17 protein-coding genes are annotated in these 24773 nt (G+C 70.6%); 9 read left to right on the top strand and 8 right to left on the bottom strand.

The window, feature by feature from the left end; translation table 11 throughout:
• Positions 1-173: 173 nt before the first annotated feature.
• Positions 174-4547 carry an RCC1 domain-containing protein gene (locus HNV26_RS11850; protein ID WP_253816489.1) on the bottom strand — a complete coding sequence of 1458 codons (4374 nt, stop codon included), beginning with the start codon at positions 4545-4547 and terminating at the stop codon, positions 174-176.
• 310 nt (positions 4548-4857) lie between these two features.
• Between HNV26_RS11850 and HNV26_RS11845 the strand changes: the two genes are divergently transcribed.
• Both HNV26_RS11845 and HNV26_RS11840 read left to right on the top strand, forming a co-directional pair.
• A complete protein-coding gene (locus HNV26_RS11845) occupies positions 4858-6279 on the top strand; it encodes a metallophosphoesterase (RefSeq protein ID WP_171444652.1) in 1422 nt (473 codons plus the stop codon).
• A gap of 18 nt (positions 6280-6297) precedes the next feature.
• On the top strand, positions 6298-6960 hold the full coding sequence (locus HNV26_RS11840) for a TetR family transcriptional regulator (RefSeq protein ID WP_171444651.1): 663 nt from the start codon (positions 6298-6300) through the stop codon (positions 6958-6960).
• A 148-nt stretch (positions 6961-7108) separates the two neighbouring features.
• On the opposite strand, the gene HNV26_RS11835 is transcribed toward HNV26_RS11840, so the two are convergent.
• On the bottom strand, positions 7109-11611 hold the full coding sequence (locus HNV26_RS11835) for an amidohydrolase family protein (RefSeq protein WP_171444650.1): 4503 nt from the start codon (positions 11609-11611) through the stop codon (positions 7109-7111).
• Positions 11612-11906: 295 nt separating this feature from the next.
• On the opposite strand from HNV26_RS11835, the gene HNV26_RS11830 reads away from it, so the two are divergent.
• Complete coding sequence (locus HNV26_RS11830) at positions 11907-12758, top strand: ATP-grasp domain-containing protein (protein WP_171444649.1); 852 nt, start codon at positions 11907-11909, stop codon at positions 12756-12758.
• A 7-nt stretch (positions 12759-12765) separates the two neighbouring features.
• Here HNV26_RS11830 and HNV26_RS11825 read toward each other — a convergent pair whose 3' ends face one another.
• Positions 12766-14190 (bottom strand): alpha/beta hydrolase, encoded by a 1425-nt coding sequence (locus HNV26_RS11825; protein WP_171444648.1) that lies wholly within the window; start codon positions 14188-14190, stop codon positions 12766-12768.
• 182 nt (positions 14191-14372) lie between these two features.
• On the opposite strand from HNV26_RS11825, the gene HNV26_RS11820 reads away from it, so the two are divergent.
• A complete protein-coding gene (locus HNV26_RS11820) occupies positions 14373-14909 on the top strand; it encodes an FHA domain-containing protein (RefSeq protein WP_253816488.1) in 537 nt (178 codons plus the stop codon).
• Positions 14910-14951: 42 nt separating this feature from the next.
• Here HNV26_RS11820 and HNV26_RS11815 read toward each other — a convergent pair whose 3' ends face one another.
• The 3 genes from HNV26_RS11815 to HNV26_RS11805 form a co-directional block, all read right to left on the bottom strand.
• Positions 14952-16442 carry a serine/threonine-protein kinase gene (locus HNV26_RS11815; protein WP_171444646.1) on the bottom strand — a complete coding sequence of 497 codons (1491 nt, stop codon included), beginning with the start codon at positions 16440-16442 and terminating at the stop codon, positions 14952-14954.
• A 126-nt stretch (positions 16443-16568) separates the two neighbouring features.
• Entirely contained in the window at positions 16569-17360 is a 792-nt protein-coding gene (locus tag HNV26_RS11810) for a MopE-related protein (RefSeq protein WP_171444645.1), read from the bottom strand.
• Positions 17361-17365: 5 nt separating this feature from the next.
• Positions 17366-18646, bottom strand: a complete 1281-nt coding sequence (locus HNV26_RS11805) for a hypothetical protein (RefSeq protein WP_171444644.1) — start codon at positions 18644-18646, stop codon at positions 17366-17368.
• Positions 18647-18774: 128 nt separating this feature from the next.
• On the opposite strand from HNV26_RS11805, the gene HNV26_RS11800 reads away from it, so the two are divergent.
• The 5 genes from HNV26_RS11800 to HNV26_RS11780 all read left to right on the top strand — a co-directional run bounded on the left by HNV26_RS11800 (position 18775) and on the right by HNV26_RS11780 (position 23271).
• Positions 18775-19215 carry a host attachment protein gene (locus tag HNV26_RS11800; RefSeq protein WP_011551000.1) on the top strand — a complete coding sequence of 147 codons (441 nt, stop codon included), beginning with the start codon at positions 18775-18777 and terminating at the stop codon, positions 19213-19215.
• Between the two features lie 97 nt (positions 19216-19312).
• Complete coding sequence (locus HNV26_RS11795) at positions 19313-21208, top strand: methyl-accepting chemotaxis protein (protein WP_171444643.1); 1896 nt, start codon at positions 19313-19315, stop codon at positions 21206-21208.
• A 10-nt stretch (positions 21209-21218) separates the two neighbouring features.
• Positions 21219-21818, top strand: coding sequence for an HAD family hydrolase (locus HNV26_RS11790; RefSeq protein ID WP_171444642.1), 600 nt, complete (start codon positions 21219-21221; stop codon positions 21816-21818).
• On the top strand, positions 21815-22639 hold the full coding sequence (locus tag HNV26_RS11785; protein WP_171444641.1) for a glycosyltransferase family 2 protein: 825 nt from the start codon (positions 21815-21817) through the stop codon (positions 22637-22639). Before HNV26_RS11790 ends, HNV26_RS11785 begins: the two co-directional genes overlap by 4 nt.
• Positions 22640-22677: 38 nt before the next feature.
• A complete protein-coding gene (locus HNV26_RS11780) occupies positions 22678-23271 on the top strand; it encodes a hypothetical protein (protein ID WP_171444640.1) in 594 nt (197 codons plus the stop codon).
• 17 nt (positions 23272-23288) lie between these two features.
• Here the strand turns inward: HNV26_RS11780 and HNV26_RS11775 are convergent, their stop codons facing one another.
• Both HNV26_RS11775 and HNV26_RS11770 read right to left on the bottom strand, forming a co-directional pair.
• A complete protein-coding gene (locus tag HNV26_RS11775) occupies positions 23289-23936 on the bottom strand; it encodes a glutathione S-transferase family protein (protein ID WP_171444639.1) in 648 nt (215 codons plus the stop codon).
• Between the two features lie 53 nt (positions 23937-23989).
• Entirely contained in the window at positions 23990-24589 is a 600-nt protein-coding gene (locus HNV26_RS11770; protein ID WP_171445611.1) for an adenylate/guanylate cyclase domain-containing protein, read from the bottom strand.
• Between the last annotated feature and the right edge of the window lie 184 nt (positions 24590-24773).

Here is a 24773-nt window from a genome sequence, read left to right as displayed (position 1 = left end):
TCGTCGACGCACCCCCGGCGCGGGTCGCAGGAAAACCATCAGCCGGCGCTCCCGCTCGTCCCGGCGCGCGCATGGCACGTACCGGGCCCGGCTCAGGACGCGCCCGCCCAAGAAGTACCGGGTGCGGATGCGGACCGCCCGCCGCACCCTCTGAACGAGCCCTGATGCCCGGCTCAGGGCAACGCCACCTGCCCGGGTGACGAGCGCTGCCCCGCGGCGCCCAGGCCCAACGAACCGTAGAGGCTGGACCCCCAGCTCAGCACCGTGCCGTCGCGCTTCATGGCCAGGGAGAAATCCGCCCCGCCCGACACCACGGTGACGTCCGACAGCTCCCGCACGCGCAGGGGCTCCGTCCGGTTCGTGTTGTCCCCCAGCCCCAGCTGACCGTGCGAGTTGCGTCCCCACGTCCACACCGCACCCTCGAGCGTCACGGCGAACGTGTGGCGAGCCCCCGTTCCCACGGCGGACACCGAGGACAGGTTCGGCACTGGCCGGGGCACCAGGCGCATCCGCGTGCCGCCGGCGCCGTCCCCCAGCTGACCGAACGCGTTGTCGCCCCACGTCCACACGGTGCCGTCGCCCCGCAGCGCCACCGTGTGCGTCGCGCCCGCGCGCACGTCCACCACGCCGTCCACGCCCTTCACCCCCACGCGCGAATAGCGGGTGGTGCCGGTGCCGTCTCCCAACTGGCCCGACGCGTTGTTGCCCCACGCGGACAAGGTGCCGTCCGAGTGCAGCGCCAGCGAGTAGTGGTCTCCGCCCGCCACGGCCACCACGCCCTCCAGCCCCTCCACCCGGATGGGCAGGGAGCGCGACTCCGCGGTGCCGTCCCCCAGCTGGCCGAACGCGTTGTAGCCCCACGTCCACACCGAGCCGTCCGAGCGCACCGCCAGCGCGTGGTAGCCCCCCGAGCCAATGGCCACCACATCCCCCAACCCGGCCACCTGCACCGGCCTGGTGCGCGGAGTGGACGTGCCATCCCCGAGCTGACCGAAGCCATTGGCGCCCCACGCCCAGACAGTGCCGTCACTGCGCAGCGCCAGCGAGTGCCAGGCGCCCGAGGACACGGCCACCACGCTCGCCAATCCATCCACCGTCAAGGGCACCGCGCGCCGCGTGGTGGTGCCGTCTCCCAGCTGGCCGAACGTGTTGTCACCCCACGTCTGCACGGTGCCGTCCGACATCTGCACCACCGCGTGCTGTCCCCAGGCGCGCACGGTGCGCACGGGCGGGCGGATTTTCGGCCCGTCGATTTTCACCGCCACCGGCGTCAGCTGCGGGCCCGTCTTCCCATCACCGAGCTGGCCGTACTCGTTGCTGCCCCAGGCGCGGGCGGTACCGTCCAGCAGCACGGCCACGGTGAACTGCTCTCCCGCGGCCACCGCCTCCACGCCTCGCAGCTCCGGCACCTGCCGGGGCCACATCCCCGTCGGCGAGGACGAGCCATCCCCCAGCTGGCCCAGCGTGTTGTCGCCCCACGTCCACACCGTGCCGTCGGCGCTCAGCGCCACCACGTGGTGGGCCCCCGCGGACATGGCGCGGATGCCCTTCAAGGTGGTCACCTGATTTGGCACGCTCCGCGCGTGGTTGGTGCCATCGCCCAACTGGCCGGACGGGTTCGTGCCCCAGGCCCACGCGGTGCCGTCGTCGCGCACCGCCACCGAGAAGGCACGTCCGGCCGCCACGGACGCCACGCGCTCCAGCCCCTTCACGCGCACCGGCGTCAGGCTCCGCTCGGTGCCACCATCTCCCAGCTGGCCCGAGCCATTCGCGCCCCAGGCCCACAGCGCGCCGCCCTCGCCCACCGCCAGGGCGTGCGTTTCGCCCACGGCCACGGCCACCACGTTGGAGAGGTGTTCGACGTGGGCCGGCAGGGCGCGGTCCGTGGTGGTGCCGTCCCCCAACTGGCCGCTGGCGTTGCCGCCCCAGCTCCACACGGAGCCATCCGCCCGCAGCGCTACCGACGCGTCTCCCCCCGCCGCCAGCGCCACCACGCCCCGAAGCCCCTCCACCAGCCCCGGCGTCACGCGCGGGGTGGTGGTGCCATCTCCCAGCTGCCCTCGCCCGTTCGCGCCCCAGGCCCAGACGGTGCCGTCACACGCCAGCGCGAGCGAGTGCTGTACGCCACTGGCGACAGAGCGGACACAGGGCACGCCGAGCACGGACACCGGACCCGCGCGGTGGGTGGAGGTTCCGTCGCCCAGCTGGCCCGAGCCATTCTCGCCCCAGGCCATCACCGAGCCATCGGCGCGCACCATCAGCGCGTGCGCGCGGCCGACGGACAGCCGGTCCACGCGGCCAATGCCACGCACCTGCACTGGCAAGGCGCTCCAACCCGCGGCGCCCAGGCCCAGTTGGCCGAAGCGGTTGTAGCCCCACCCGCGCAACGTCCCATCCGCGTGCAGCGCGAACACGTGCAGGTGGCTGGGATGGAGCGCCTGGATGCCAGTCAGGCCGGGGATGAGGGCGGGCCGCACGCGCGAGGTGAGCGTTCCATCTCCGAGTTGGCCGTAACCGTTGTAGCCCCACGCGCGCACCGTGCCATCGCCTTGCAACGCCATGGAGTGGGAGCGGCCACCGCTGACGGCGGTGATGCCCTGCAACCCCGGCACCTGCACCGGACGGAAGCGGTCCGCCCAGGAGCCGTCTCCGAGCTGCCCTTCCCCATTGTCGCCCCACGCCCACACCGTGCCGTCGCCGAGCACGGCCAGCGCATGCGCGGAGCCCGCCGCCACGCGGGTGACGTTCGCCAATCCCTCCACGCGCACCGGACTCAGTCGCTGCACGCCACCGCCGTCCCCCAGCTGTCCCTCGAAGCCCTCGCCCCACGTCCACACCGTGCCGTCGGACTGCAGGGCCATGGAGAAGTACGAACCGGCGGCCACCGCCACCACCGCACCGAGCCCCGACACGCGCACCGGCGTCAACCGGTCCACCGTCGTGCCGTCCCCCAACTGTCCCAGCGCGTTGTAGCCCCAGGCCCACACGCTGCCGTCGCTGCGCAGCGCCAGCACGTGACTGCCGCCCGCGGCCACCGCCGTCACCGACGACAGGCCCGACACCGCGACGGGCCGGGCGCGGTCCGTGGTGGTGCCGTCCCCCAACTGTCCGGCGGCGTTGCGCCCCCATGCCCAGACCGTCCCATCCATGCCCACGGCGAGCGAATGGTGGGCGGCCGAGGCGACGCTGCGAACGCCGCCGAGCCCCTCCACGCGCACCGCGGCGTGGCGCTCGGCGGTGCTGCCATCACCCAGCTGCCCATGGGTGTTGCGGCCCCAGGCCCAGACGGAGCCATCCCCCAGCGCGGCCAGGGAGTGGAAGCTGCCCGTCGCCATCGACGTCACGCCCGCCAGGCGCATCACCGGAGCGGGCACCACGTGGCGCTCGGAGCCGCCGTGGCCCAACTGGCCCGACATGCCTCCGCCCCAGGCCCAGAGCGTGCCGTCTCTTCGCAGGGCCAGCGCGTGCTGCGCGCCGCCCACCACCGAGGCCACCGCATTCAGCCCCGGCACCGGTCCCGGCGTGGCGCGGTCGGTGGTGTCTCCAGCACCCAGTTGGCCGGAGCCATTGGCCCCCCACGCGAACACGGCGCCCGTGTCGAGCAGCGCCAGCGAATCCGAGTCCATGGAAGCCACGGCCTTCACCCGCTCGAGTCCCGGCACCTGCATGGGTACGGCGCGGTCATTCCACGTGCCATCACCGAGCTGTCCGGAGGCATTGCTGCCCCACGTCCACACGCCGCCGTCCTTGCCCAGCGCCAGCGCGTGGTAGGTGCCCGCCTTCACCTCGGTGATGCCGCTGAGCCCGGAGACCTTCACGGGAGACAGGCGCTGGGTGAAGGTACCGTCGCCCAACTGGCCGGAGCCGTTGGAGCCCCACGCGCGCACCGTGCCGTCCTCGAGCACGGCCAGGGTGAAGTCGAAGCCCGCGGCGAGCGCGACCACGCCCTCCAACCCGGGGACCCGCTCGGGCGTAAGCCCCGGCTGCGTGTGTCCCCGGCCGAGCTGTCCGTGGAAGTTCGTCCCCCACGCCCACACCGTGCCGTCCTCGCGCAGCGCCAGCGAGTGGAAGTCTCCGGCGGCCACCGCCACCACGCTGTCCAGGCCGGCCACCCGCATCGGCGTCGCGCGGTCGGTGGTGGAGCCATCACCGAGCTGCCCGGAGCTGTTGCCACCCCACGTCCATACCGAGCCATCCGCGCCCAGCGCGAGCGAGTGGGCGTCTCCGGACACCACCGACACGATGTTCTCCAGCGCCGCCAGTCGCACCGGCGCCAACCCCTGGAGGGACGTCTCCGCCCCGCCAAGCTGGCCGGAGCCATTGCCGCCCCAGGCCCACACGTCGCCTCCGGGTGACAGATACAGCGAGTGCTGGGCACCCGCGGCGATGCGCATCGGCGGAGCCGTGACGACCACCCGCTGGGTGCGCGTGGCGTGTGGAGTCTCCAGCATGGCGAGCGCCCCCGAGGGCTCGCAGCCAACCATCAGCAAGGCGCTCAACAGGCACGTCAACAGGCGGCGCGTTGCCGCCATCATGTCAGGGGGCATGGGGGTCTCCTCGATGAGGTGGTGCATGCGCGTCAGCCAGGCGGTTCGCCGTTACACACGCGGCGCCCCTTCAGTGGCTTTCGGGCTGGCCGGTGTATACGGCCAACACGCCGCGACTTGTATCGCGAGAACGGCGCAGGCGCTCTCTTGGCTGCGTGCTGCAATCGCATGCGACGTGGGTTCGGGTCGCGATTGCCCCAGCTGCGAACACCCCGCGCGGATTGATGCGATGTCCGTGTACGAGGTGTTCACACTTCTTCACGCGGATTGCATTGCAGCGCGTCGCACACGGGTCAGGATGGTGCACTGCATGGACACCGCGCGCTTCATCCTCTTCGCCATCGTCACCGGCATCGCCACGGTCGCCGTCCACGTCTACCTGTACCGGCGCCTCTTCGCGGCCACGTCGGAGCACCGCGCATGGCGGCGCGTGGGCATGAGCGTCATGACGGTGCTGGGCACACTGCTCGTGCTGTCGTGGTCGGTGACGCGCTTCCTTCCCATGGACGCCACCTTCGCCGTGGCCACGGGGGTGTGGACGTGGATGGGCATGGCCATCTACCTGTTGCTCGCGCTCGAAGTGTTGGGCGCGGTGCGCAAGGTGGCGGCACGAATGCAGCGCTCACGCGGCGAGCCGGCGGTGGTGGAGCTGCGCGGTGGCGAGACGGCCTCGGTGTCCCATCGCTCGACACAAGCTGGCAGCACGCTGGCGGCGACGGGCACCGAGTCCGTGTCAGTGACTCAGGAAGCCCTGGCGACAAGTGGACACGGCGCGGCGACGACGCACGCCGAGGCTGCTCCGGTCGCGATGGCGGAAAAGCCCGGCGGCGCAATGTCCGAGGCTCCGGCAGCGGCAGGCTCCAGCGGCGCCATGCCCGCAGCCTCGGCTCCGGTGGATGTCGAGCGCAGACGCTTCCTCGCTCGGGCGACAGCCGGGGGAGCAGCGCTGGCCGCCGGTGGCGTGACGGGCTTCGGGATGTGGAGCGCCTTCCATCCGCCCGTGGTGAACGAGGTGGCGGTGAAGCTGCCGGGGCTGCCCAAGGCGCTGGATGGCTTCAGCATCGTCCATCTGAGTGACATCCACGTGGGCCCGGTCATCCGGCGCCGCTTCATGGACGAGCTGGTGCGCCGCTGCAACGCATTGCGCCCCGACCTGGTGTGCATCACTGGCGACCTGGTGGACGGACACGTCGCGTCGCTGGCCCCAGCGGTCTCGGCGCTGTCCGAGTTGAAGTCACGCCACGGCACCTACTTCGTCACGGGAAACCACGAGTACTACTGGAGCGACGCGGCCTGGGCTGAAGCGCTGGAGCGTATGGATGTGCATGTTCTGCGCAACCGTCACGTGCGCATTGGCGACACGGCCGCGTCATTCGACCTGGTGGGTGTGGACGACTGGTCGGCGGGCAAGATGGGGTTCTCGCAAGGCTATGACCTGGCGGCGGCGACGGCGGGCCGTGATTCCGAGCGGGCCTCGGTGCTGCTCGCGCATCAGCCGTCGAACTGGAAGGTGGCGGCGCGGGAGGGAATGGGCTTGCAGCTCTCCGGGCACACCCACGGGGGACAGTTCTTCCCCTTCACGCTGGCGGTCTCCGCCATCTGGGAGCACGACGCGGGCTTGTTTCACGAAGGAGACCGGCACCTGTATGTCAGCCGGGGAACAGGCTTCTGGGGTCCGCCGCTCCGCGTCGGAGCGCCGCCGGAGATCGTCTGGGTGACACTCCTGGCGTGATGCATAGATTCGGCGGGTATGGCCAGGGAACCCGCCCAACGTGAGCTGAAACAAGAGCGTGCCGCGCGCACGCGCATGGACATTCTGGAAGCGGCCATCCACCTCTTCGCGAGGCGAGGCTTCCTCGCCACGACGATGGCGGACCTCTCCCGCGCCATCCGGATGACGCCCGGAGCGCTGTACTGGCACTTCCCCACCAAGGAAGATCTGCTGCTGGCTGCGATTGAAGAGTTGCACCAGCGCTGTCTGAGAGCCTTTCAACTGCCTGGAGACGACCGCGAACTTCCGGCGCGGGAGCAATTCCAATCCATCTGCGAGCGGACGCACCTCCTCCTTCGCGAGCACCGCGAATACGGCATTTTCTTCGCGATGCTCGCGGCCGAGGCCGCCGACTCCAATGACCAGGTAGCGGAGGCCATCCGAGACAAGCTGGCCCTCTACGTGACGACGCTGGAGCGCCTCATCCGTCACGGACAGCAGATGGGGGAGTTCCGGCAGGATGTGGACGCACTCTCCGCCGCGCACAGCCTCCTGGGCGGGCTCCTGGGCATGCTCGTGCACCAGAACCTCTTCCGCGCCTCCGTGGATTACGACCCCCTGTACCGCGCCGTCATGCTGATACACCAGGCGGGGCTCGTGCAGGCCACAGGCTTCGACTGCGCCAATGCCAGCCAGTCCTGACACCCCTGACGCGGCAACGCCAGCCAGTGCCCGGGCACAGGCACAGCCCCAAATGAAACGGGCGGACCCCCATGTCAGGGTTCCGCCCGCTTGAAACCTCACAGAGACAGGGCCGGCACTTCAGCCCTGTCCCCTTGATGCCTAGCGGCTACGGCTGCTCCGCCGGGCTCTGCGAGTTCTGCGGCTGACGCGCGGCGCGGACGATGAAGTCGCTCCCGTTGTCGTCCATGTCATGGCCGTTGCCAGCCAGGGCATCGGCGCCGCCCTCCGCCATGGTCTCCGCAGTGGAGTTCGGGCGCGCCTTGCGCTCGAGGCTGCCACCCGCGCCTGGGTGGGCAGGGGCCGGGCTGCGCTCGGGCTGGTTCGCCGTGCCGTAGCCCACCTTATCCACCGTGTTTGGGTCATCCAGGTTGTCCGCCTTGAGGTTCGGGCCGATGCGGACATGGCCGCCACCCGACGCCGAAGCCGACATGTCGAAGGGGTATCCCACGTCCTTGGCGACCGTCCCGGTGTAGCCCGAGTTGTGCGCGAGGAGCAGGTAGCCGTAGGCCTTGATGACCGTGCCGTCCGGGATGTCCACCGAGCCGGAGTAGTTCGACGTGCTCGCCGCGCTCTTGTACTGGACCTTCCAGCCGTTCAGCGTGATGTCCGCGCCCGTCGGGTTGTACAGCTCGATGAACTCATCGTTCTGAGCCGTCGCGCCGCGAGCGGAGATTTCACTGATGACGATATGGCCGACGGCGGGCCGGTCCGCGATGGTGATGTCCACCCCGCGGGTGACGCCCGCGTAGGACGCAATCAGCCGCCCCTGGGCATCCTCGTCGCCCGCGGTGAACGTCACGGTGCCCGTCGTCTGGCCTTCCGCGATGCTCACCGTCGAGCTCGACAGCTCGCCCATGCCCGTGGCCGGCTCCAGCGCCACGTCCACCGTGATGCCACCCACCGGCGCCTTGCGATCCAGCGCCACCGTGAAGACCTGCTGCGTGCCGAAGTAGACGGTGGCCACCGACGGCGTCACCGCGCTGAGCGCGGGCGGAGGCGGAAGCACCGTGAGCGCGGTGGTCTGGGTGATGCCGTACAGCGAGGCGTACACCGTGCCAGTGCCCTCGCCCTGCGCGTCCGCCGTGAAGGTGAAGGTCACCTCCGTGGCGCCCGCCGGAATCGTGGCCGAGGCCGGCACCGTGCCGTAGTTCTGCACGCCCGCCCCCGGCACCACCGCCAGCTCAACAACCGTGTCCTGCGCGGCCACACGGTCCACCGTCACGGTGAACGACTGCGTCCCGCCCGCCGGAATCGTCACCGCCGAGGACGGCGACAGGGCCGTCAACCGCGGCGCATTCTGGTCCAGCGTCACGGTGGCGCTCGCGCTGCTCGCGCCGATGCTCGCCGTCACCGTGCCGGGCTCGGTGGCCGTGGCCGCCGCGTCCGCGATGAAGGAGAACACCGCCTCCGTGGCGTTCTCCGTCACGGTGAGCGTGCCGTTCGCCGGAACGAAGGTGCCGAAGCCCGTCGCCGGATTCACGCTCAGCGCCACGGTGGCGTTGGCGGGAGCCGGACGGTCCAGTTGCACGGTGAAGACCACCTCGCCGCCGGGCACCATCGTCACGTTACCCGGGGTGACGCCTACCACCTCGGGCTGCTCGTCGGCGCCCAGCACCCGGACGGTCGCCGTCTGCGTGGAGCCACCCAGCGTGGCCGTCAGCGTCACGCTCTGCGCGGGCGCCACCGCGTTCACCTGCACCGTCGCGGACGTCTGACCCGCGGGGATGGTGATGCGGCCGTCCTGCACGCTCAGCGCGCTCTCGTTGGAGGAGGTGATGACGACGTCGAGCGCCTCCGCGTAGGCGGACGACAGCGACAGCGTCAGCGCCTGCGGGAAGGTGTTCACCGGGCCCGTGCCACCCACGCGCGCGTAGCCGTTCGGACCGAAGCCCGTCAGAGACGGCGGCGGCAGCGGCATGTCCGCCTGGAAGCGCGGCACCAGCTTGGAGTCATTGAAGTTGTACGTCAGCACGCCGCGCAGCGCGCCGAAGCGCGTGCCAATGGACGGGACCTGGAAGCCATAAGCCTGGTCATCAATCATCAGACCCGGCTGACCGGCATCACCCGCCTCGTTCACGAGGAACTGGCCGAACTCGTCCACCCCCGTGTTGACCGCCACGTCGCGGACCTCCACGAGCACGCCTTCCAGCGCGGCGGCACGCGGGCCACCGGTGCGGATGTCGGCCGTCGTCACCACCACCGGCGCGGGTACCTCGTTGCCGGAGCTGCGCTTGACGTACTTGACCTCGGTCAACTCGGGCAGGCCGTGGAAGAGAATCAGCACACCCGTGGTGATGTCGATGCGGTCGCCCACCGCCAGGTCCTCCTTGCGCGAGTACACAAAGAGGCCCGAGTGGTCCACACTCGTGCCCGAGGGCAGCGGGTATGTCTGCACCCAGTAGCCCAGAGAGCTCGCGCCGCCCTTCACCACACCGGTGACGACGACATCCATGATGGAGACCGGCTTGCCCACCAGCGGCAGGCTGCCGCCCACGGGCGTCTTCAGCTCGTGAATGGTGGCGGGGCAGCCCAGGTCGCCCGGGTTCGGGACACTGGAGCACGCGTCACACGTATCACCCTTGCCGTCGCCGTCCGCGTCCGCCTGGTCCGGGTTGGCAACGAACGGGCAGTTGTCCTGCCACGTCACGATGCCGTCGTGGTCATCGTCGCCCACGGTGAACGACGTGCAGGCGTTCCCCGCCTCCAGCGGGCAGGGGTCGCACGCGTCGCCAATCCCGTCGCCATCCGAGTCCGCCTGCTTGCCATTGTCCATGGGGCGGACGGGGTTGAAGATGGCAGGGCAGTTGTCGACGGAGTCCACCAGCCCGTCCCCGTCCTTGTCCGCGGCGCGAACCTCACCGGTGTAGCTGGTGGAGTTGTTCACGACGGCCGGCCAGCGCGAGTCCAGCGAGGCACGGCGGGGCGAGCACGTCGGCTCGTTCTCCGGCGTACCGCACGCGAACAGCGGGTACTTCGCCGTGGCGCCCGAAGTCAGCGCCGCCAGGTTCTTGCCAATCTCGGACTGGAGGCAGACTTCCTTCGAGGCGCCGCACACGTCCAGCGTGTCGCAGGTGTCCGCGCCGCGGAGCCCGGCCATCAGCGCCTGGTCACCGTAGAGCGCCTTGCCACCCCGCATCGTGAGCACCACGTGCTCGGGGTTCGAAGTGATGACCGCGCGGTGCGGCGAGCGGGTGAAGGTGCGCAGCTGGAAGATGGCCAGGTCGGCCACCTTGCCCTCGGCGATGCGGCCCGTCTTCTCGAACGTGTCCACCAGGTCCGACGCGTTCGACGTCACCATGCGCCAGAGGTCCTCGTCGCTGAAGGTCCGCGCGTAGTGCGAGGTGTTGAGGTAGTCCGCGCACTGCAGCTCGCGCAGCAGGTTCATGGAGCCGGAGCGCAGCCAGTCGGTGCCCAGCGCGATGGTGACCCCCTGGTTCTTGTAGGTCGACACCATGGCCGTGTCGCCGTACAGCGAGATGTTCGAGCGAGGCGACCAGATGAGGCCGGTGCCGTTCTCCGCCATGACGCGAATCTCCTTCGCCGTCAGGCCGATGCCGTGGATGACGGCGGTGCGCGGCTGCATCACGTTGTTCGTGCCCGTGGACAGGCAGATGAACTCGTTGAGCGCCGCGGTGGAGATGCCCTCGGAGACGTGCGGCAGGTACGCGGCCGAGCGCGGCAGCGAGCTCGTCGTCGGCATCGAGCCGTAACCACAGCCCGACGCAATCATGTCGCCGCTGGTGTCACTTAGCGGGAAGGTGTCGGAGTTCACCACACCCTCGCCCAGGCCCTCCTGGAGCGCGGTGTTGTTCACGTCCACGTTGCGCAGCAGGCCGGCCTGGCCACCCGCGCCCGCCATGGAGGTGGCGCCCGCCATCATCTGCCGCAGCTCGCCCCAGCGAACGTTGTCCGCGGCGCTGGCCGCGGGGCTGTTGATGCGCGTGTGGCCGTTGCGGCCCAGGCGCCACTCGTGGCGGTGCTCGTAGCGCTCCTCGGTGCCGACGTACGGCTCCATCGGATACGTGATGTGCTCGTGCGGATTCACCAGGCCCGGGGAGATGACACCACCGGGGCAGGACACCTGCGTGGCCTCGGCGGCGCCCGCCGCGGCGGAGCAGTCACAGGCGGCGCACTGGATGACGCCCTGCGCGTCCACCAGCACCTGGCCACCCACCAGCGTCTCGCCGTCCTTCAGCACCACGCCCGTGAAGAGGCGCGCGGCGGAGCCCTGCTGCGTCACCGCGCAGGTGGCGCCGTCGGGAAGCGCGGGCGCGTTGGCCGCGGGGCATTGGGTCAGCGTCAGCGAGCAGTCCGCCTGACAGCCGTCACCGTCCGCCGTGTTGCCGTCGTCACAGACCTCTTCGCCTTCCAGCTTGCCATTGCCACATACCGCGGCCGGCACGGGCGTCCGCGTACAGTCGGACTCACAGCCGTCGCCGTCGACCTTGTTGCCGTCGTCGCACTGCTCGCCCTGCTCCACGGTGTTGTTGCCACAGACCGCTTGCGGGTTGCAGCTCGCACCCTCACAGCCAGGCTCGTCGCCGCATCCGGCGTGGAAGAGGAGGACCGCGCCTAGCGCGGCGAGTAATAAACGTGGGGACATTCGCATCTCGTGGGTCTCCCGGCGGAGCCGGCCGGAGGGAAGGTGGCAGGTCCTTGGCACGCGAAGAGCGTACCCCTTGAAACATTTCAGCGACACCTGACCGCACAGGTCCAGTTCCCAAGCGTCCGCGCTCGCGAATGTGCCGTGGAGTACGCCGCTCACCTCACCTCAAGTACGGGGTGTTCAACGCCTACCTGTCGGACTGGCCCACACCCTGCGCTTGACGCACCGCGAGGGCCCTGCGCACAGGTGCCGCACGCGCTACAAGCCGCTGCACGTTTCAACACCGGGAGCCCGCGCCATGGACGTCGCCGTCCTCACCTTCGAAGGCCTGCCTCGACTCGATGCCTTTGACGCACCGCTGCTGCCCGCGCTCGCGGCCCTGGGCGTGGAGGCCCGGCCCGTCGTCTGGGATGACCCGGCCATGGACTGGAAGACGGTGCGGCTGGCCCTGGTGCGCAACACGTGGGACAGCCACCTGCGCCGCGACGCCTTCGTCGCCTGGGCGGACAAGGTGGGCCGCCTCACGCAGCTCCACAATCCCGCGCCCGTGCTGCGCTGGAACACGCACAAGCACTACCTGCGCGAGTTGGAGGAGAAGGGCGTGTTGGTGACGCCCACCACCTGGGTGCGGAAGGGCGACACGCTCGATGTGGGCGAGCTGGCGCTCAGGCAGGGCTGGGACGCGGTGGTGCTCAAGCCCGCCGTGTCCGCGGGAGCGCTCAAGACGCACGTCTTCCCGCGCGCGGAGGCCCACGCCGCCACCGCCCGGCTGGCCGAGCTGACCCGCGAGGGCGACGTCATGGTGCAGCCCTACCTCACCGCCTTCGAAACGGAGGGCGAGCGCAGCTACGTCTTCTTCGACGGCGTCCTCAGCCACGCGGTGCGCCGGCCCCCCACGCTGCTGGACGCGCCGCGCGGCTTCTCCGTGCCCACCGCCTTCACGCCCGGGGACGCGGCCGAGCTGCGGCTGGCGGAGTCCGTGCTGGAAGCGGTGGGACGCCCCCTGCTCTACGCCCGCGTGGACGTGGCCACCGACAACGCGGGCCAGTCGCGGCTGCAAGAGCTGGAGGCCACCGAGCCGCGCCTGTTCCTGTCGCTCGACGCGGGGGCCGCGGACCGGCTGGCCCGCGCCATCGTCGCGAAGCTGTGAGGCCGGACTACAGGCCGCACACCGCCGGGGCCGCGTTGCGGAAGTTGCACAGCAGCTTCGGCAAGCGCCGCCTCCAGAAGGCCCAGTCGTGCTCGGCGCCGGGCTCGTTCCAGTGGGCCACGCCGTAGCCACGGCCGCGCAGCGCCTCCACGAACTGCAGGTTGGACTGGCAGTCGTCTCCACCCTCCTCGCCGTCCCGCGTGCAGCCCGCCACGGGCGAGCCGTGGTCCACGTAGAAGCGCACCGGCACCACCGGCTCCTGGCTCGCGCGGACAATCATCGCGTTCCCGTCGTCGCGGTCCACCACGCCGTCATGGGGCCAGAACAGTGTGCCGGACTGGGAGCCCACGAAGCCGAACTTCTCCGGCATCTGGAAGCCCGCGTACACGGAGATGAGGCCGCCCAACGACGCGCCGGCGATGCCCGTCTCCCGCGGGCCCGTCTTCACGCGGTAGGACGCCTCCACGCGCGGCATCAGGTCGTCGCGGATGAAGGCCAGGTAGTCATCCCCGCGCGGCGTGGGCCAGCCCGGCGCGCGCGCGGGCGGGAAGGTGTACTGCGCCAGGCGCACGGACTGGTCCGGCAGCGCCACGAAGACGAGCACCGCCGAGTCCTCCGGGCGCGCCGCGTAGTGCGTGTCCGCCGCTTCGGCGAAGGACTCGCGCGTCAGGCTCTCGTTGCCGTCGTGGAGGTACATCACCGGCAGGGCCGGGCACTCCGGCCCGTCATACGCCGCCGGTGTGTAGACGAAGACGTCGCGCGCATCCCCCAACACCGTGGCGGGCACGCCGTACCACGCGGTGAGCCGGCCCTTCGCGGCGTCCTGGAGCTCCGGGTAGATGAGCGAGTTGAACCGCCCCACGTCGTACCGGTTGAAGTCGTCCCACGCGACGTGGCGCGCGCCCGGGTCGGCGATGAAGTCGCCGTCCTTCACCAGCTTGTACGGCTGCGGGCCGGTGCGCGGCACCTCCACCTCCGCCACGTACAGGTCGGTGTCCCGCACCTGCACCAGCGGCGTGGCCGTGGCGGACCAGCCGTTGAAGTCGCCGGCGACGAAGGTGTCCCGGCCAGCCTCGCCTCGCACGAAGAAGGCCACGCGAGGACGCCCCGCCTTGACGTCACTCACCAGGGGCCGGCCGCCCTGCGCCTCCACCTCTGCCACGAAGCGGTCGATGGCCTCCGTGCGCTGCGCGGAGGACGTGGCGCGGCTCATCTCCAGTTGCAGCCGGGTGAGCAGCAGCATGGGCGCGTTGTGCACCGTCGTGCTCCGCTGGCAGGCCCAGGGCTCCTGGGTGCCCGCGTCCGGGTGCGTGCCGGCGTCCGGATACGTCTCCGTGGAGGGAGGCGGCGGCGTGGGAGGCGGTGGGGAATCGTCTTCACAAGCCGCCAGCACGACGGCGGCGCAGAACACGGCGGCGAGCAGGCGACGCATCGAATCTTCCAGGGGCGGGGATGCCTTGTCCGAGGGACAGGAGGCGGTCGCGGGTGTACTACAGGGGTCGGCCCGGGCGCGAGTGGGGCATCCCACCCGCATCTGGCCATTCGTTGACATCCCATGGCCCCCCACGCGCACCTTCTCGGGCCGCGACGGGGGAGGAAGGTTATTCAACCCGCATGGCTCGCGCACTGCTGCTCTCGCTGCTCGTGAGGCAGCACATGGCTCTCAAGGAGAAGTTTCGCGCCAAGTACCCACACCCGTGGCTGGTGTGGGAGGCGGGCGCTTGGAATGTCCCCGAAGTGGTGGAGGGCAACGTGGCCGCCACGCGGCTGCCGCTGACGGACCTGCGAGACTGCCTGCCCGCTGGAGACGCCCTGTGCTTCGAACTGGTGGCCCAGACGGACGGCAGCCCGCTGCGACTGGGCCGGGCCTCGAACAACGCGCTGGTCGTCAATGACGCCACCGTGTCGCGCGAGCAGCTCCACCTGTCCCCCACCCTGGAAGGACGCTGGACGGTGACGCGCGTGGCCGCCTCCAGGACGGTGACGTTGGGCGGCGCGGCCCTGGAGCCGGAGCAGCCCACCGCGCTCCAGCCCGGCGTGCAGCTTCTCGTGGGTGACGTGCGCCTCACCTTCCACGAGGCAGAGGACTTCAACGAGCGCATCGGCCGCATCGCCGCCCAGGTGCTCGCCCAGACGGGGGCGCCCCGCTGAGCGGGCGCAGGCCCCGCCTCCCAGGGCGGGCCACCGCGGCACCTACTGCGCGACAGGGCGCTCGCGGCTCTTCTTGCCTGCCTCGCGCTGCGTCCCGGCCGCGGGCTTCTGCCGGGGCGAAGGCAGCGCCTTCACCAGCGGCACCTCCAGCTCGGCGTGCTTGTCCAGGTCCACCATCCGCTCCAGCGGGGCATAGCCGGCCAGTTCCACGCGCAGGCGCAGCGGCGCGGACTCACCAGACACCTGCTTCACCAGTGGCGTCACGCCCAGCAGCTCGCCCGTGTCCAGGCGCAGCACCTGCGCGCCCTCCGGGAAGGAGCGCACCGTGAGCGTGACGGGCGGAAGCAGCTGGGGCGCGGCGGCGGGCCCGCCCACGACGCCGTCCACCTGGGCCACTGGCGCCTCGGCGGGGGCGGGCTCCGGCTGCATGCCGGACCAGGTGACCACCGCGGCCACCACCACCAACGCCGCGGTCCCCACCGTCACCACCGCCCGGCGGCGCCAGCGCCCCGTCACCGCCGCCGGCACCTTGTGCGTGGGCCGCTCGGCGTCTTCCAGCGCCAGCTCGGCGGGCGCGGGCGTCAGCGCCTGGGCGGACGCGGGCAACAGGAGGAGCGCCGTCGTCACCTCCGCCAGGCTCTGCGGCCGGGCCTCGGGCTCCTTCGACAGGCAGCGCATCACCAGCTCCGCCAGCTGCGGCGGCACCGGCTCGCCGGACGGCAGGTGCGAGGGCAACGGCGGCGGCGGCTGGGTGATGATCTGCACCACCAGATGGCCGAAGGCCGGCGCCTGGAAGGGCGGCTTGCCGGAGATGAGCTCGTAGAGGATGTTGCCCACCGCGTAGATGTCGGAGCGCGCATCCACCGGCAGGCCCGCGGCCTGCTCCGGCGCCATGTACGCGGGCGTCCCGATGATGGTGCCGTCCACCGTCCCGGTGGTGCCCCCCTCGGCGGTGAGCAGCTTCGCCACACCGAAGTCCAACACCTTCACGAAGTCCGGCTGGCCCGCGCGGTGGATGACGAAGAGGTTGTCCGGCTTCACGTCCCGGTGCACCACGCCCACCTGGTGGGCCGCGCCGAGCGCCGCGCACACCTGCACCACGAAGCGCTGGATGCGCGCCAGCGTCAGCGGCTCCGCCTGCGCCAGCGAGCTCAGGCTCTGCCCGCGCAGCAGCTCCATCACGCAGTAGACGTGCCCGCCCGTCGCGCTCTCGTCGACGAAGTCGAAAATCTCCACGATGTGCTCGTGGTTGATTTGATTGACGGTGCGGGCCTCCTGGAAGAAGCGCCGCACGAAGCCGCCGTCCCGCGCGTGCTCCGGCCGCAGGACTTTGAGCGCCACCTGGCGCCCCAGCCGCGTGTGCCGCGCCTGGAACACCCGGCCCATGGACCCTTCGCCCAGGAGCTGCTCCAACTGGTAGTTCCCCAGCGTGGAGCCCTCCTGGAGCTCGTCACTGGCTCGGGGCTCCGCGTCACTCACGGGGGCCTCGGCACTGGACTGCATGGTCTGCATGAAGGCGTCATCGGAGCCCATGATGAGAAGAAATTTCCATGTCCGAGGCAAACAGCAACCCTGGATCAGCACTCTGTCTTCCCAGGGACGCCACCCACCCTCGGTGAGTGCGGGATGGCGGACATTGACGCACGGGAGCCGACTTCATCACAGACAGACTCCATTCACCTGGCAGCGCGGATAATCGTTTTCGTCACCCGACCTGAGAGGCCCGCACTGCGTCTCCGTGGGGCAGTCCGCGCGGTCCGCGCAGTCCACCAAGCCATCCCCGTCATCATCATCGCCGTTGGTGCAGCTCGTCTCCGTCTTCGAGCCCCCCTCGCACACGCACTCCGGACCACACGACTTGCCGTCACAGTCCGCGCGGTCCTGGCAGTCCGTGAAGCCGTCACCGTCGTCGTCCTGGCCGTTGGCGCAGTCCAGCTCCTGACGGCGCACGCACTCGCCATTCACGCAGTCCTGGAGGAAGGAACAGTCATTGTTGCAGACGCCGCAGTGGCCCGGGTCCGTCTTCAGGTCGAAATCCTCGTCCGCCGTCCCGTCGCAGTCGTCATCCAGGCCATTGCAGATTTCAGTGCCGGGTAGCACCTGCCCCACGCACGCGATGCTCGCCTCCCGGGTGCAGATGGACTCACCGGCGTGACAGAGCCCCACGTCGAGCGTGCCTTCCGGCCCCGTATAGCAGGCGGTCTCCAGGTTATCGACCAGGCCGTCACAGTCGTCGTCCAGGCCGTTGCAGACTTCCGCGGGGTCCGGCAGGCAGCAGTACCGCGGCCCGTTGTCCGGCAGGGACGTGCAGACGTAGCCGTCGCCGCCGCAGTCCGCGGTCTCCGTGCACGTGTAGGGCACGTCGTCCGGGAAACTCACCGTGCAGCTCACCGCGCCCGCGACGAGCAACAGGCCACACCACGCGCGCAGCTGGGATTCGAAGGTCTTCATAGGCTCTAGAAACTCCCGCCGACCATGACGTGCAGGGACGTGGAGGCACCACCGCCGCTTCCGGGTGCCACGGACGTCGATGCGGGCGCGCTGCGCGTGGGCACCAACACCAGCCATGCCACGCTGCCCGCCGTCACCGCGCCGCCGCCCACCAGCAGTGCCGTGGCCAGATTGGCCTGGGATTGCGCGTCCAGCCGCTCCTTGCGAGTGACGTCGAAAATGCCGTCTCCATCCGCGTCGCCCCCGTGCTTCTCGACGTCCTTGGCGGCCATGCCCATCACCACACCCACCCCCACCGCGGCCAGTCCCACCAGCGCGGTGTAGAGCGCGGGCCGCTTGAAGAGGGACTTGTGAGGCGCCTTCCGGGATGCCGCCACGCCGGCCACGGAATCATCGGGAGGTCCATCCGGCGCCGGACCAGAAATCTCCAGCATGACGTCCACTGTCTCGCGCGCGCCGGGCGTGAGGTCCAGGGTGCGCGTCTGGGTGCCGTACTCGTCCGCGGAGACCTCCACCGCCACCACGCCGGGCGCCTGGCGCACCTCCACGCTGCCCACGCCCACGATGCGCTCGCCCACCTTCACCACCGCCTGCGGCACGTTGACGTTCACCGTCAGCATCGCGCGCGGCCGGGCCAACGCCGTCAGGCGCTTGGACAGCATCGCGGCGGCTTCGTTCGCGAAGTCCGGGTCGCGCGGGTTGCGCCCCGTCACGAAGTCCTCGTGCACCACGCGGCGGTCCCTGTCGTAGGTCCACGCCCGCAGCGTCCAGCCCGCATCCTCCAAAGACAGACGCGCGGTGGTCAGCAGGTCCGCGTCCAGCAACTCCGCGGGCTCGGCGAAGCACGCGGCCTCCGCGCAGCGCACCGCCGCGTCGTGGCCCTCCGCCAGCCGCTCACGCGTCTCCACCAGGTCCGACGCCTGCGCCACCATGGCGGAGGACAGCGCCCCGCGCGCCAGGGCCTCCAACCAGCTCTGCGCCTGCTGCGCACCCGCGCGCTCCGTCGCGTACAGCCCCACCAACGCGAAGCGAGGCAGGAGGTCCGCGTTGGGATTGCTGGGACGCAGGTCCAACCCCATGTCCATTCCCTGCTGCTCGGCGGGAGCGTCCGAGGTGAGGTCCAGGCCCAGCCCACCCTGTTCCTGAGCCCACGAGGGAGCAGCCAGCAGCGCGAGCGCCAGCAGGGCGATGACGGGAGCAACGGAAATATACATGGCCCCCTCTTGTATCGCGACGCTCCGCGCAACGGAATGAGGCGCCCGTGGCGCCCCCCCCAGTCCCCGCAAAACCCGTCAACGATGCGCGGCCTGGCTGCCTGCCCTGCGCTCGGCGTGCGAGCGGCTCGTCTGGGGAAGCTTGCCTTGGCCCGCAGGGGTCCGCATCTCCCACTCTATAGCGCAAGGAGACGCACGACATGGCGAATGGGACGCTCTGGATTCTGGTGGGGAACGCAAGCCGGGCCCGCCTCTTCGCGACGGACGCGAAGGCGGAAGAGGACTGGCGGCTGGTGGAGGAGTTCCACCACGACGAGAGTCGGGCCCGTCAGGCAGAGCTGATTGAGCAGGCGGACAACCCCAATGCCGGCACCCTGCACGGCCCGCCGGCGGAGAACGAGCCCAATGGACGAAGGGAGCTGGAGCACGACCGCTTCGCCCGCGAGCTGTCCGTGTTCCTGGACAAGGCACATGACCGGCGCGACTTCGACAAGCTGGTCATCGCGGCGCCGCCGGGATTCCTGGGGAGGATTCGCCGCTTGCTGAGCGCCCGGGTCCGGCAGCGCGTCCTCCTGGACGTGGACTCGGACTACTCCAACGTCCCGGCGAAGGAGCTGCCCAACCGGGTGCCTGTCATCTGAGCGGGCAGGCGTGGGGGTGCCCTGGAGACGCGGGGCTCTGGTATAGGACGAGGGCCGACCTTTCTGGGAGGCCCCCGCACGCTGCCCGCCGCGCCACATGGCCCTTTCTCTTCCTGGAACCCAGTCCCTTCGCGGACGCCTCACGCTCTACGCGACGCTGCTGTCGGTCGTCCCGCTGCTGACGCTGACCTGGCTCCAGGCCCGCAGCGCGCGGCAGGTGATGGAAGAGCAGATTCACGCGTCGCTGCTGAGCGAGGCCGAAGGCGTGAAGGACCTGCTGGAGTCGACGCTGGCCGAACGGGAGGCGAGCGCCCGCGGCTGGGCCGAGGACCCCGCGGTCCGTGCCGCGCTGCGAGGTGACGTGTCGCCCGCCGACGCCATGCTCGGCGTGCTCCAGAGCCGCTACCTCACCCTCAACGGCATCGTCGTCTTCGACGACACCGGCCGCGCCATCTCCGCCAATACCCCCGCCCTGCGCGACGAATACCTGCGCCGGCAGGACGAGGTGCGGCGCAGCCCCTGGTTCACGGAGGCCCAGCAGGGGCGCACCAGCAGCGAGGGCATCACCGAAGAGCACCCCATCTTCACCGGCCACGTGCTGTCGCTGGCCTTCCCGGTGCTGGACCCGGTCTCCAAGCACCGGATGGGCGTGCTGCTGGCCGCCTTCGACTGGGCCCACGTGGACCAGCTGGTGCAGCCGGCGCTGGCCCGTGCCCATCAGCGCGCACTGAAGAGCTTCGCCATGACCCTCCAGCGGCCGGACGGCACGCCGCTGTACGACTCGCGCGGCGCGAACGCCGAGGGCAATGACGCGCTGCTGGCCGTCACGGCCGTCAACGGCACGGACGTGCGCGACGTGGCCGACGGCTGGCACTTCGTGGCGCGCGTGGACCCGGCGGAGGCCTACGCCCCGGTGGTGCGCGTGAACCGGATGGCGTTGCTGATGGCGGTGGGCTTCATCGCGCTGGCCGTCGTGGGCGCGTGGCTGCTGTCGCACCGCATCTCCGGTCCCGTGCTGGCCCTGCGCGCGGCGGTGACGCGGCTGGTGAGCGAGGGCGACCTCACGCAGACGCTGGACGTGAAGGCCGGCAACGACGAGGTGGGCGAGCTGGCCGGCGCCTTCGGCCTGCTGGTGTTCCAGCTGCGGGAGACAGCGCAGAGCCTGCACACCGGCACGCGCGTGCTCAGTGAGACGGTGGCGGAGCTGCAGACCGCGTCGACGCAGCAGGAGCGCAACGTGGCCCGTCAGGCCGCGGCCCTCCAGCAGACGCAGGTGACGGCGCAGGAAATCAAGCAGACGTCGATGCTGGCCTCGGAGAAGGCGGAGGACGTGCTCAAGCGCGCCTCCGTGGCCGAAGAGGTGGGGCGCGCGGGCGAAGGGGCCATCCGGGACAGCCTGGGCGGCTTCTCCGAAATCCTGTCCCAGGCCGAGCAGATGACGGAGCGCATCGCCCAGCTCAACGAGCGCACACAGCAGATTGGCGGAATCACCCAGACCGTGAAGGACCTGGCGGACCAGTCCAACATGCTGGCGCTCAACGCCGCCATCGAGTCCGTCCGCTCCGGCGAGCACGGCAAGGGCTTTGGCGTGGTGGCGCGCGAGATTCGCAGCCTGGCGGACCAGTCCATCCAGGCCACGGACCGGGTGCGCGAAATCCTGGGCGATTTGAGCAGCGCCATCCTCTCCACCGCGAAGATGACGGAGCAGGGCTACACGCATATGGAGAACGGCCTGGAGCAGGTGCGCGGCACCGGAGAGCGGCTGAAGGAGCTGGCCGCCATCATCCAGGACAACGCCACCGCGGTGCGGCAGATTGCCGGCGCGGTGAGTCAGCAGAACGCGGGCATCGCCCAGATTTTCAGCGCGGTCACGGACCTGTCCTCCATGATGAACGACACCCAGGAGAGCCTGGCGGCCACCACCCGGGCGGCGAAGCTGCTCCAGGATGTGTCCGAGCAGATGCAGGACGTGGCCCGCGCTTATCGCATCTGAAGGAGCATGCATGGCGCAGGTGAAGGCAGTGCTGCTGGACCTGGGCAACGTCCTCGTCTTCCACGACAACACCCTGCTCTTCTCCCGGCTGGGCGCCCGCGCGGGCCTGGAGGCCGCCGAGGTGGCCCGGCGGCTGACGGGCGCGGGGTGGACGGACGCCAACCGCGGCGTGCTGGGCGCGGAGGGCATCCGCCAGGACGTGTGCCGCGCGCTGGACGTGGACCTGCCCATGGCGGAGTTCGCCCCGCTGTGGAGCAGCCACTTCACGCTGCATGACGCCGTGCTGCCGCGCATCGAGTCGCTGGTGGGCCGGGTGCGCCTGGGACTGGTGTCCAACACCAACGCGCTGCACGTCGCCTACCTGCGTCCGCTGCTGCCGGTGCTCCAGCGCTTCGACAGCGTGGTGATGAGCTGCGAGGTGGGCCACGTGAAGCCGGAGCCGGACATCTTCCGGCTCGCGCTGACGGGCGTGGGCTGCGCGCCGGAGGAGGCCGTCTTCTTCGACGACCTGCCCGAGTTCGTCCAGGCCGCCGAGGCCGTGGGCATTCCAGGCCGGCTCTTCACCACCGCCGACGCCTTCGACGCGCAGCTCAAGGCCCTGGGTCTATGAAGCTGGGCGGCTACGTCCTCCACCGGAACAACCGGGACACGTTGGAGCCGTGCCTGCGCGGGCTGCTGGCGCTCTGTGATGACGTGGTGGCGCTGGACTCCGGGGCCACGGATGGCTCGGCGGCGCTGGCGCGCTCCCTGGGCGCGCGCTCCGTGCCTCACGCCTGGCGAGGCTACGGCGCCGCGCGCGAGGCCGCGGTGAACGCCCTGGCGCCCTGTGACTACGTCTTCTTCCTCGACTCGGACGAGTTGCTGGGGCCCGAGGCGGTGGAGACCCTGCGCGCGTGGAAGACCTCTTCCCCCACGGAGGCCGTGTACCGGCTGCCCCGCCGCGACTGGGCCGAGCTGGGAACGCACCGCTTCCGCTACCGCACGCAGTGGCGGGCGCGGCTGGTGCGCCGGGACAAGGCCGTGTGGCGGGCGGAGCAGATTGTCCACGAGGCCCTGCCGAAGATGGCCGGCGGGCGCGTCCACGCCTTCATCGAGCACCGCTTCGCCACGTCGGTGGAGTACCGCGCGCAGAAGGAGGACCGCTATGCCTTGCTGTGGGCTCTTCGCGCCCATGCCGAGCAGCGCGGCCTCAAGCCCGTGGGCGTGCAGCGACTGGCGTCCTGGACGCGCGACTGTCTGTTGAAGGGCGCGCTGTGGCGCGGCGGCGCGGAGGCCTCCCGCCTGGCATGGGCGGTGGCGGGCTACCACGCCGCGAAGTACGCGTACCTGCGCGAGCTGCGCCAGGGCCGCTACCCGGAGCTGGTGCAGCTCTACGCGGCAGGCCGCTACGACGCATTGTTCGCGCGCGTGCGCGACGGCGCGCTGAGCTGACGGCCATGACCCAAGCATGACGAAATGACCGCACCGCCATGGCCCTGGCGGTGTGCGGGCTCCCTACGGTGGCGTCCTCTCCTCGACGTCCTCCGAAAGGTCTGCTCGTGATGTCCCCTTCCCTTCTCCCCCGGCGGTCGATGTGGGCGGCTTGCTGCGCCCTGGGTCTGTTCGGCGCGTGCACCAGCGTGAACACCGCCCCCGCTGCCGCGTCGCTGTCCGTGCGTGAGCTGAACATCGTCGACGAACACGGACAGGCGCGCATCCGCATCGCGGCGCCCATGCCCGACCCCAAGGACCTCAAGCGCGCGGTGAAGGCCTACGGCATCCAGTTCATGAATGCGTCCGGGCAGGAGGTCGGCGGGCTCGGGATGCTCGACAGCATCGGCATCAACGCCCTCTGCTTCGACAGCGAGGAAGGCTACGAGGCGATGTGCATGGGGCTCATCCAGGGCAAGCCCAACATCACCTTCCGGCACGACTGGAAGGAGCGCATCGTCATCGGCGTGGAGGAGGGCGTGGCGAGCATCGTCCTGCATGATGCGAAGGGCACGCCCCACTTGAAGCTCGCGGTGGACAAGGACGGCGCCACCCGGGTCGAAGAGGTGAAGCCGGCCCCCGCGAGCAAGTAGCGCGCAGGGAGGAAGGCTCAGTCGTACTTCGGGATGCTGGGCTCGCTCCGCCCTTCCTCGGTCCATTTCTGGAGCGCGGGCAGCGCGAGCACCGCGTCGCGGTAGGCCGCGCTCACCGCGTCCAGCGCCACGTCGTAGGTGACGAAGCGGGTGACGACGGGCGCGTAGAAGGCGTCCGCGATGGAAAAGCGGCCGAAGAGGAAGGGCCCTCCCTGGCCGAAGCGCCCGCGACAGTCATTCCAGAGGGCCTGGACGCGGGCGATGTCCTCCGCCACGCCGGGCGCACGGCCCTTGCCCGGGCTGCGCGCGCGCAGGTTCATGTTCATGTGCTGCCTGAGCGCGCCGAAGCCGGAGTGCATCTCCGCGGTGACGGCGCGGGCCACCGCGCGGGCCGCGGCGTCCTGGGGCCACAGCTGGGCCTCGGGGAAGGTCTCCGCCAGATACTCACAGATGGCCAGCGAGTCCCAGACGGTCAGGTCGCCGTGCTGGAGCACCGGCACGCGCCTGCTGGGAGAGTACCGGGCAATCCGGTCCTCTGTGTCCGGTACAGCCAGCGGAATCACCACCTCCTGGAAGGGCTGTCCCGTGTGGGCCAGCGCGAGGTAGGGCCGCAGGGACCAGGAGGAGTAGTTCTTCGAGCCAACGACGAGGGTGAGTTGGGGCATGGGGCGGCCTGTATAACGCCGCGCCCCCAGGCCCGCCCGCCCGCGTGCGCGCGTCAGTGCGCCGCGCTCCGGCGCCCCCAGAAGGAGCGCATGCGCGACAGCAGCGGCATCCGGCGGCGGTGCTCGGGCGGGTCGATGCGGTAGACGGCCACCGGCAACCGGATGTTCTTCATCTCCCCACGGCCCAGGCGAACGGGCGGTGAAGCCAGACGGCCCTCCACCTGACGCGCCACCGTCTCACTGACATAGAGCGTGCCGGGGCGGGCCAGCGCCTCGATGCGCGCGGCCAGGTTCACCCCTTCGCCAAACACCTCGCCGTCGCGGTGGACCACCATGCCCAGGTGGACACCGACGCGGAGGACCACCCGGCGCTCGGCGGTGACACCCCCGTTGCGGGCCTCCAGCGCGCGCTGCAACTCCAGACCGAAGTCCACCGCGGCGGCCCCCCCCTCGAACTCCAGGAGGAAGCCATCCTCCAGCCGCTTCACCTCGCGCCCTCCATGACGCGGCAACAACTCACGAACGAGCAACGCGTGCTCGTCCCGCATGTCGTTCTGGAGCGACTCGTCACGCCATGAGAGCCCGTCAGGCCCTTCAATGCCCGTGAAGAGAATCGCCGATAGTTTTCCGGGTTCCGGAGCCTCCGCCACCATCGTGCATCCCCTATTCCCCCCGGCACAGATTGTCATGGATGCTACAACACACAGGGCCCCGGTCCCAGTCGGGCCCCCCCTCCCGACTGGAACCGGGCCTGGACGGCCGTCCGCCCCGGGGCGACGTGACCGCACACGGTGGGTGCACCGGCGCTGGAAGGCTCCCCCCGAGGGCCCCTTGCCC

Source organism: Myxococcus xanthus (assembly GCF_013116825.1).
Lineage (GTDB): Bacteria > Myxococcota > Myxococcia > Myxococcales > Myxococcaceae > Myxococcus > Myxococcus xanthus_B.
Note: the sequence above shows the minus strand (reverse complement) of the source record. Positions and strands in the feature narration are given on the sequence as shown.

Coding starts and splice junctions, on each gene's coding strand:
- HNV26_RS11850 (WP_253816489.1), bottom strand. CDS start 4,547: ATGCCCCCTGACATGATGGCGGCAACGCGCCGCCTGTTGACGTGCCTG.
- HNV26_RS11845 (WP_171444652.1), top strand. CDS start 4,858: ATGGACACCGCGCGCTTCATCCTCTTCGCCATCGTCACCGGCATCGCC.
- HNV26_RS11840 (WP_171444651.1), top strand. CDS start 6,298: ATGGCCAGGGAACCCGCCCAACGTGAGCTGAAACAAGAGCGTGCCGCG.
- HNV26_RS11835 (WP_171444650.1), bottom strand. CDS start 11,611: ATGCGAATGTCCCCACGTTTATTACTCGCCGCGCTAGGCGCGGTCCTC.
- HNV26_RS11830 (WP_171444649.1), top strand. CDS start 11,907: ATGGACGTCGCCGTCCTCACCTTCGAAGGCCTGCCTCGACTCGATGCC.
- HNV26_RS11825 (WP_171444648.1), bottom strand. CDS start 14,190: ATGCGTCGCCTGCTCGCCGCCGTGTTCTGCGCCGCCGTCGTGCTGGCG.
- HNV26_RS11820 (WP_253816488.1), top strand. CDS start 14,373: ATGGCTCGCGCACTGCTGCTCTCGCTGCTCGTGAGGCAGCACATGGCT.
- HNV26_RS11815 (WP_171444646.1), bottom strand. CDS start 16,442: ATGGGCTCCGATGACGCCTTCATGCAGACCATGCAGTCCAGTGCCGAG.
- HNV26_RS11810 (WP_171444645.1), bottom strand. CDS start 17,360: ATGAAGACCTTCGAATCCCAGCTGCGCGCGTGGTGTGGCCTGTTGCTC.
- HNV26_RS11800 (WP_011551000.1), top strand. CDS start 18,775: ATGGCGAATGGGACGCTCTGGATTCTGGTGGGGAACGCAAGCCGGGCC.
- HNV26_RS11795 (WP_171444643.1), top strand. CDS start 19,313: ATGGCCCTTTCTCTTCCTGGAACCCAGTCCCTTCGCGGACGCCTCACG.
- HNV26_RS11790 (WP_171444642.1), top strand. CDS start 21,219: ATGGCGCAGGTGAAGGCAGTGCTGCTGGACCTGGGCAACGTCCTCGTC.
- HNV26_RS11785 (WP_171444641.1), top strand. CDS start 21,815: ATGAAGCTGGGCGGCTACGTCCTCCACCGGAACAACCGGGACACGTTG.
- HNV26_RS11780 (WP_171444640.1), top strand. CDS start 22,678: ATGGCCCTGGCGGTGTGCGGGCTCCCTACGGTGGCGTCCTCTCCTCGA.
- HNV26_RS11775 (WP_171444639.1), bottom strand. CDS start 23,936: ATGCCCCAACTCACCCTCGTCGTTGGCTCGAAGAACTACTCCTCCTGG.
- HNV26_RS11770 (WP_171445611.1), bottom strand. CDS start 24,589: ATGGTGGCGGAGGCTCCGGAACCCGGAAAACTATCGGCGATTCTCTTC.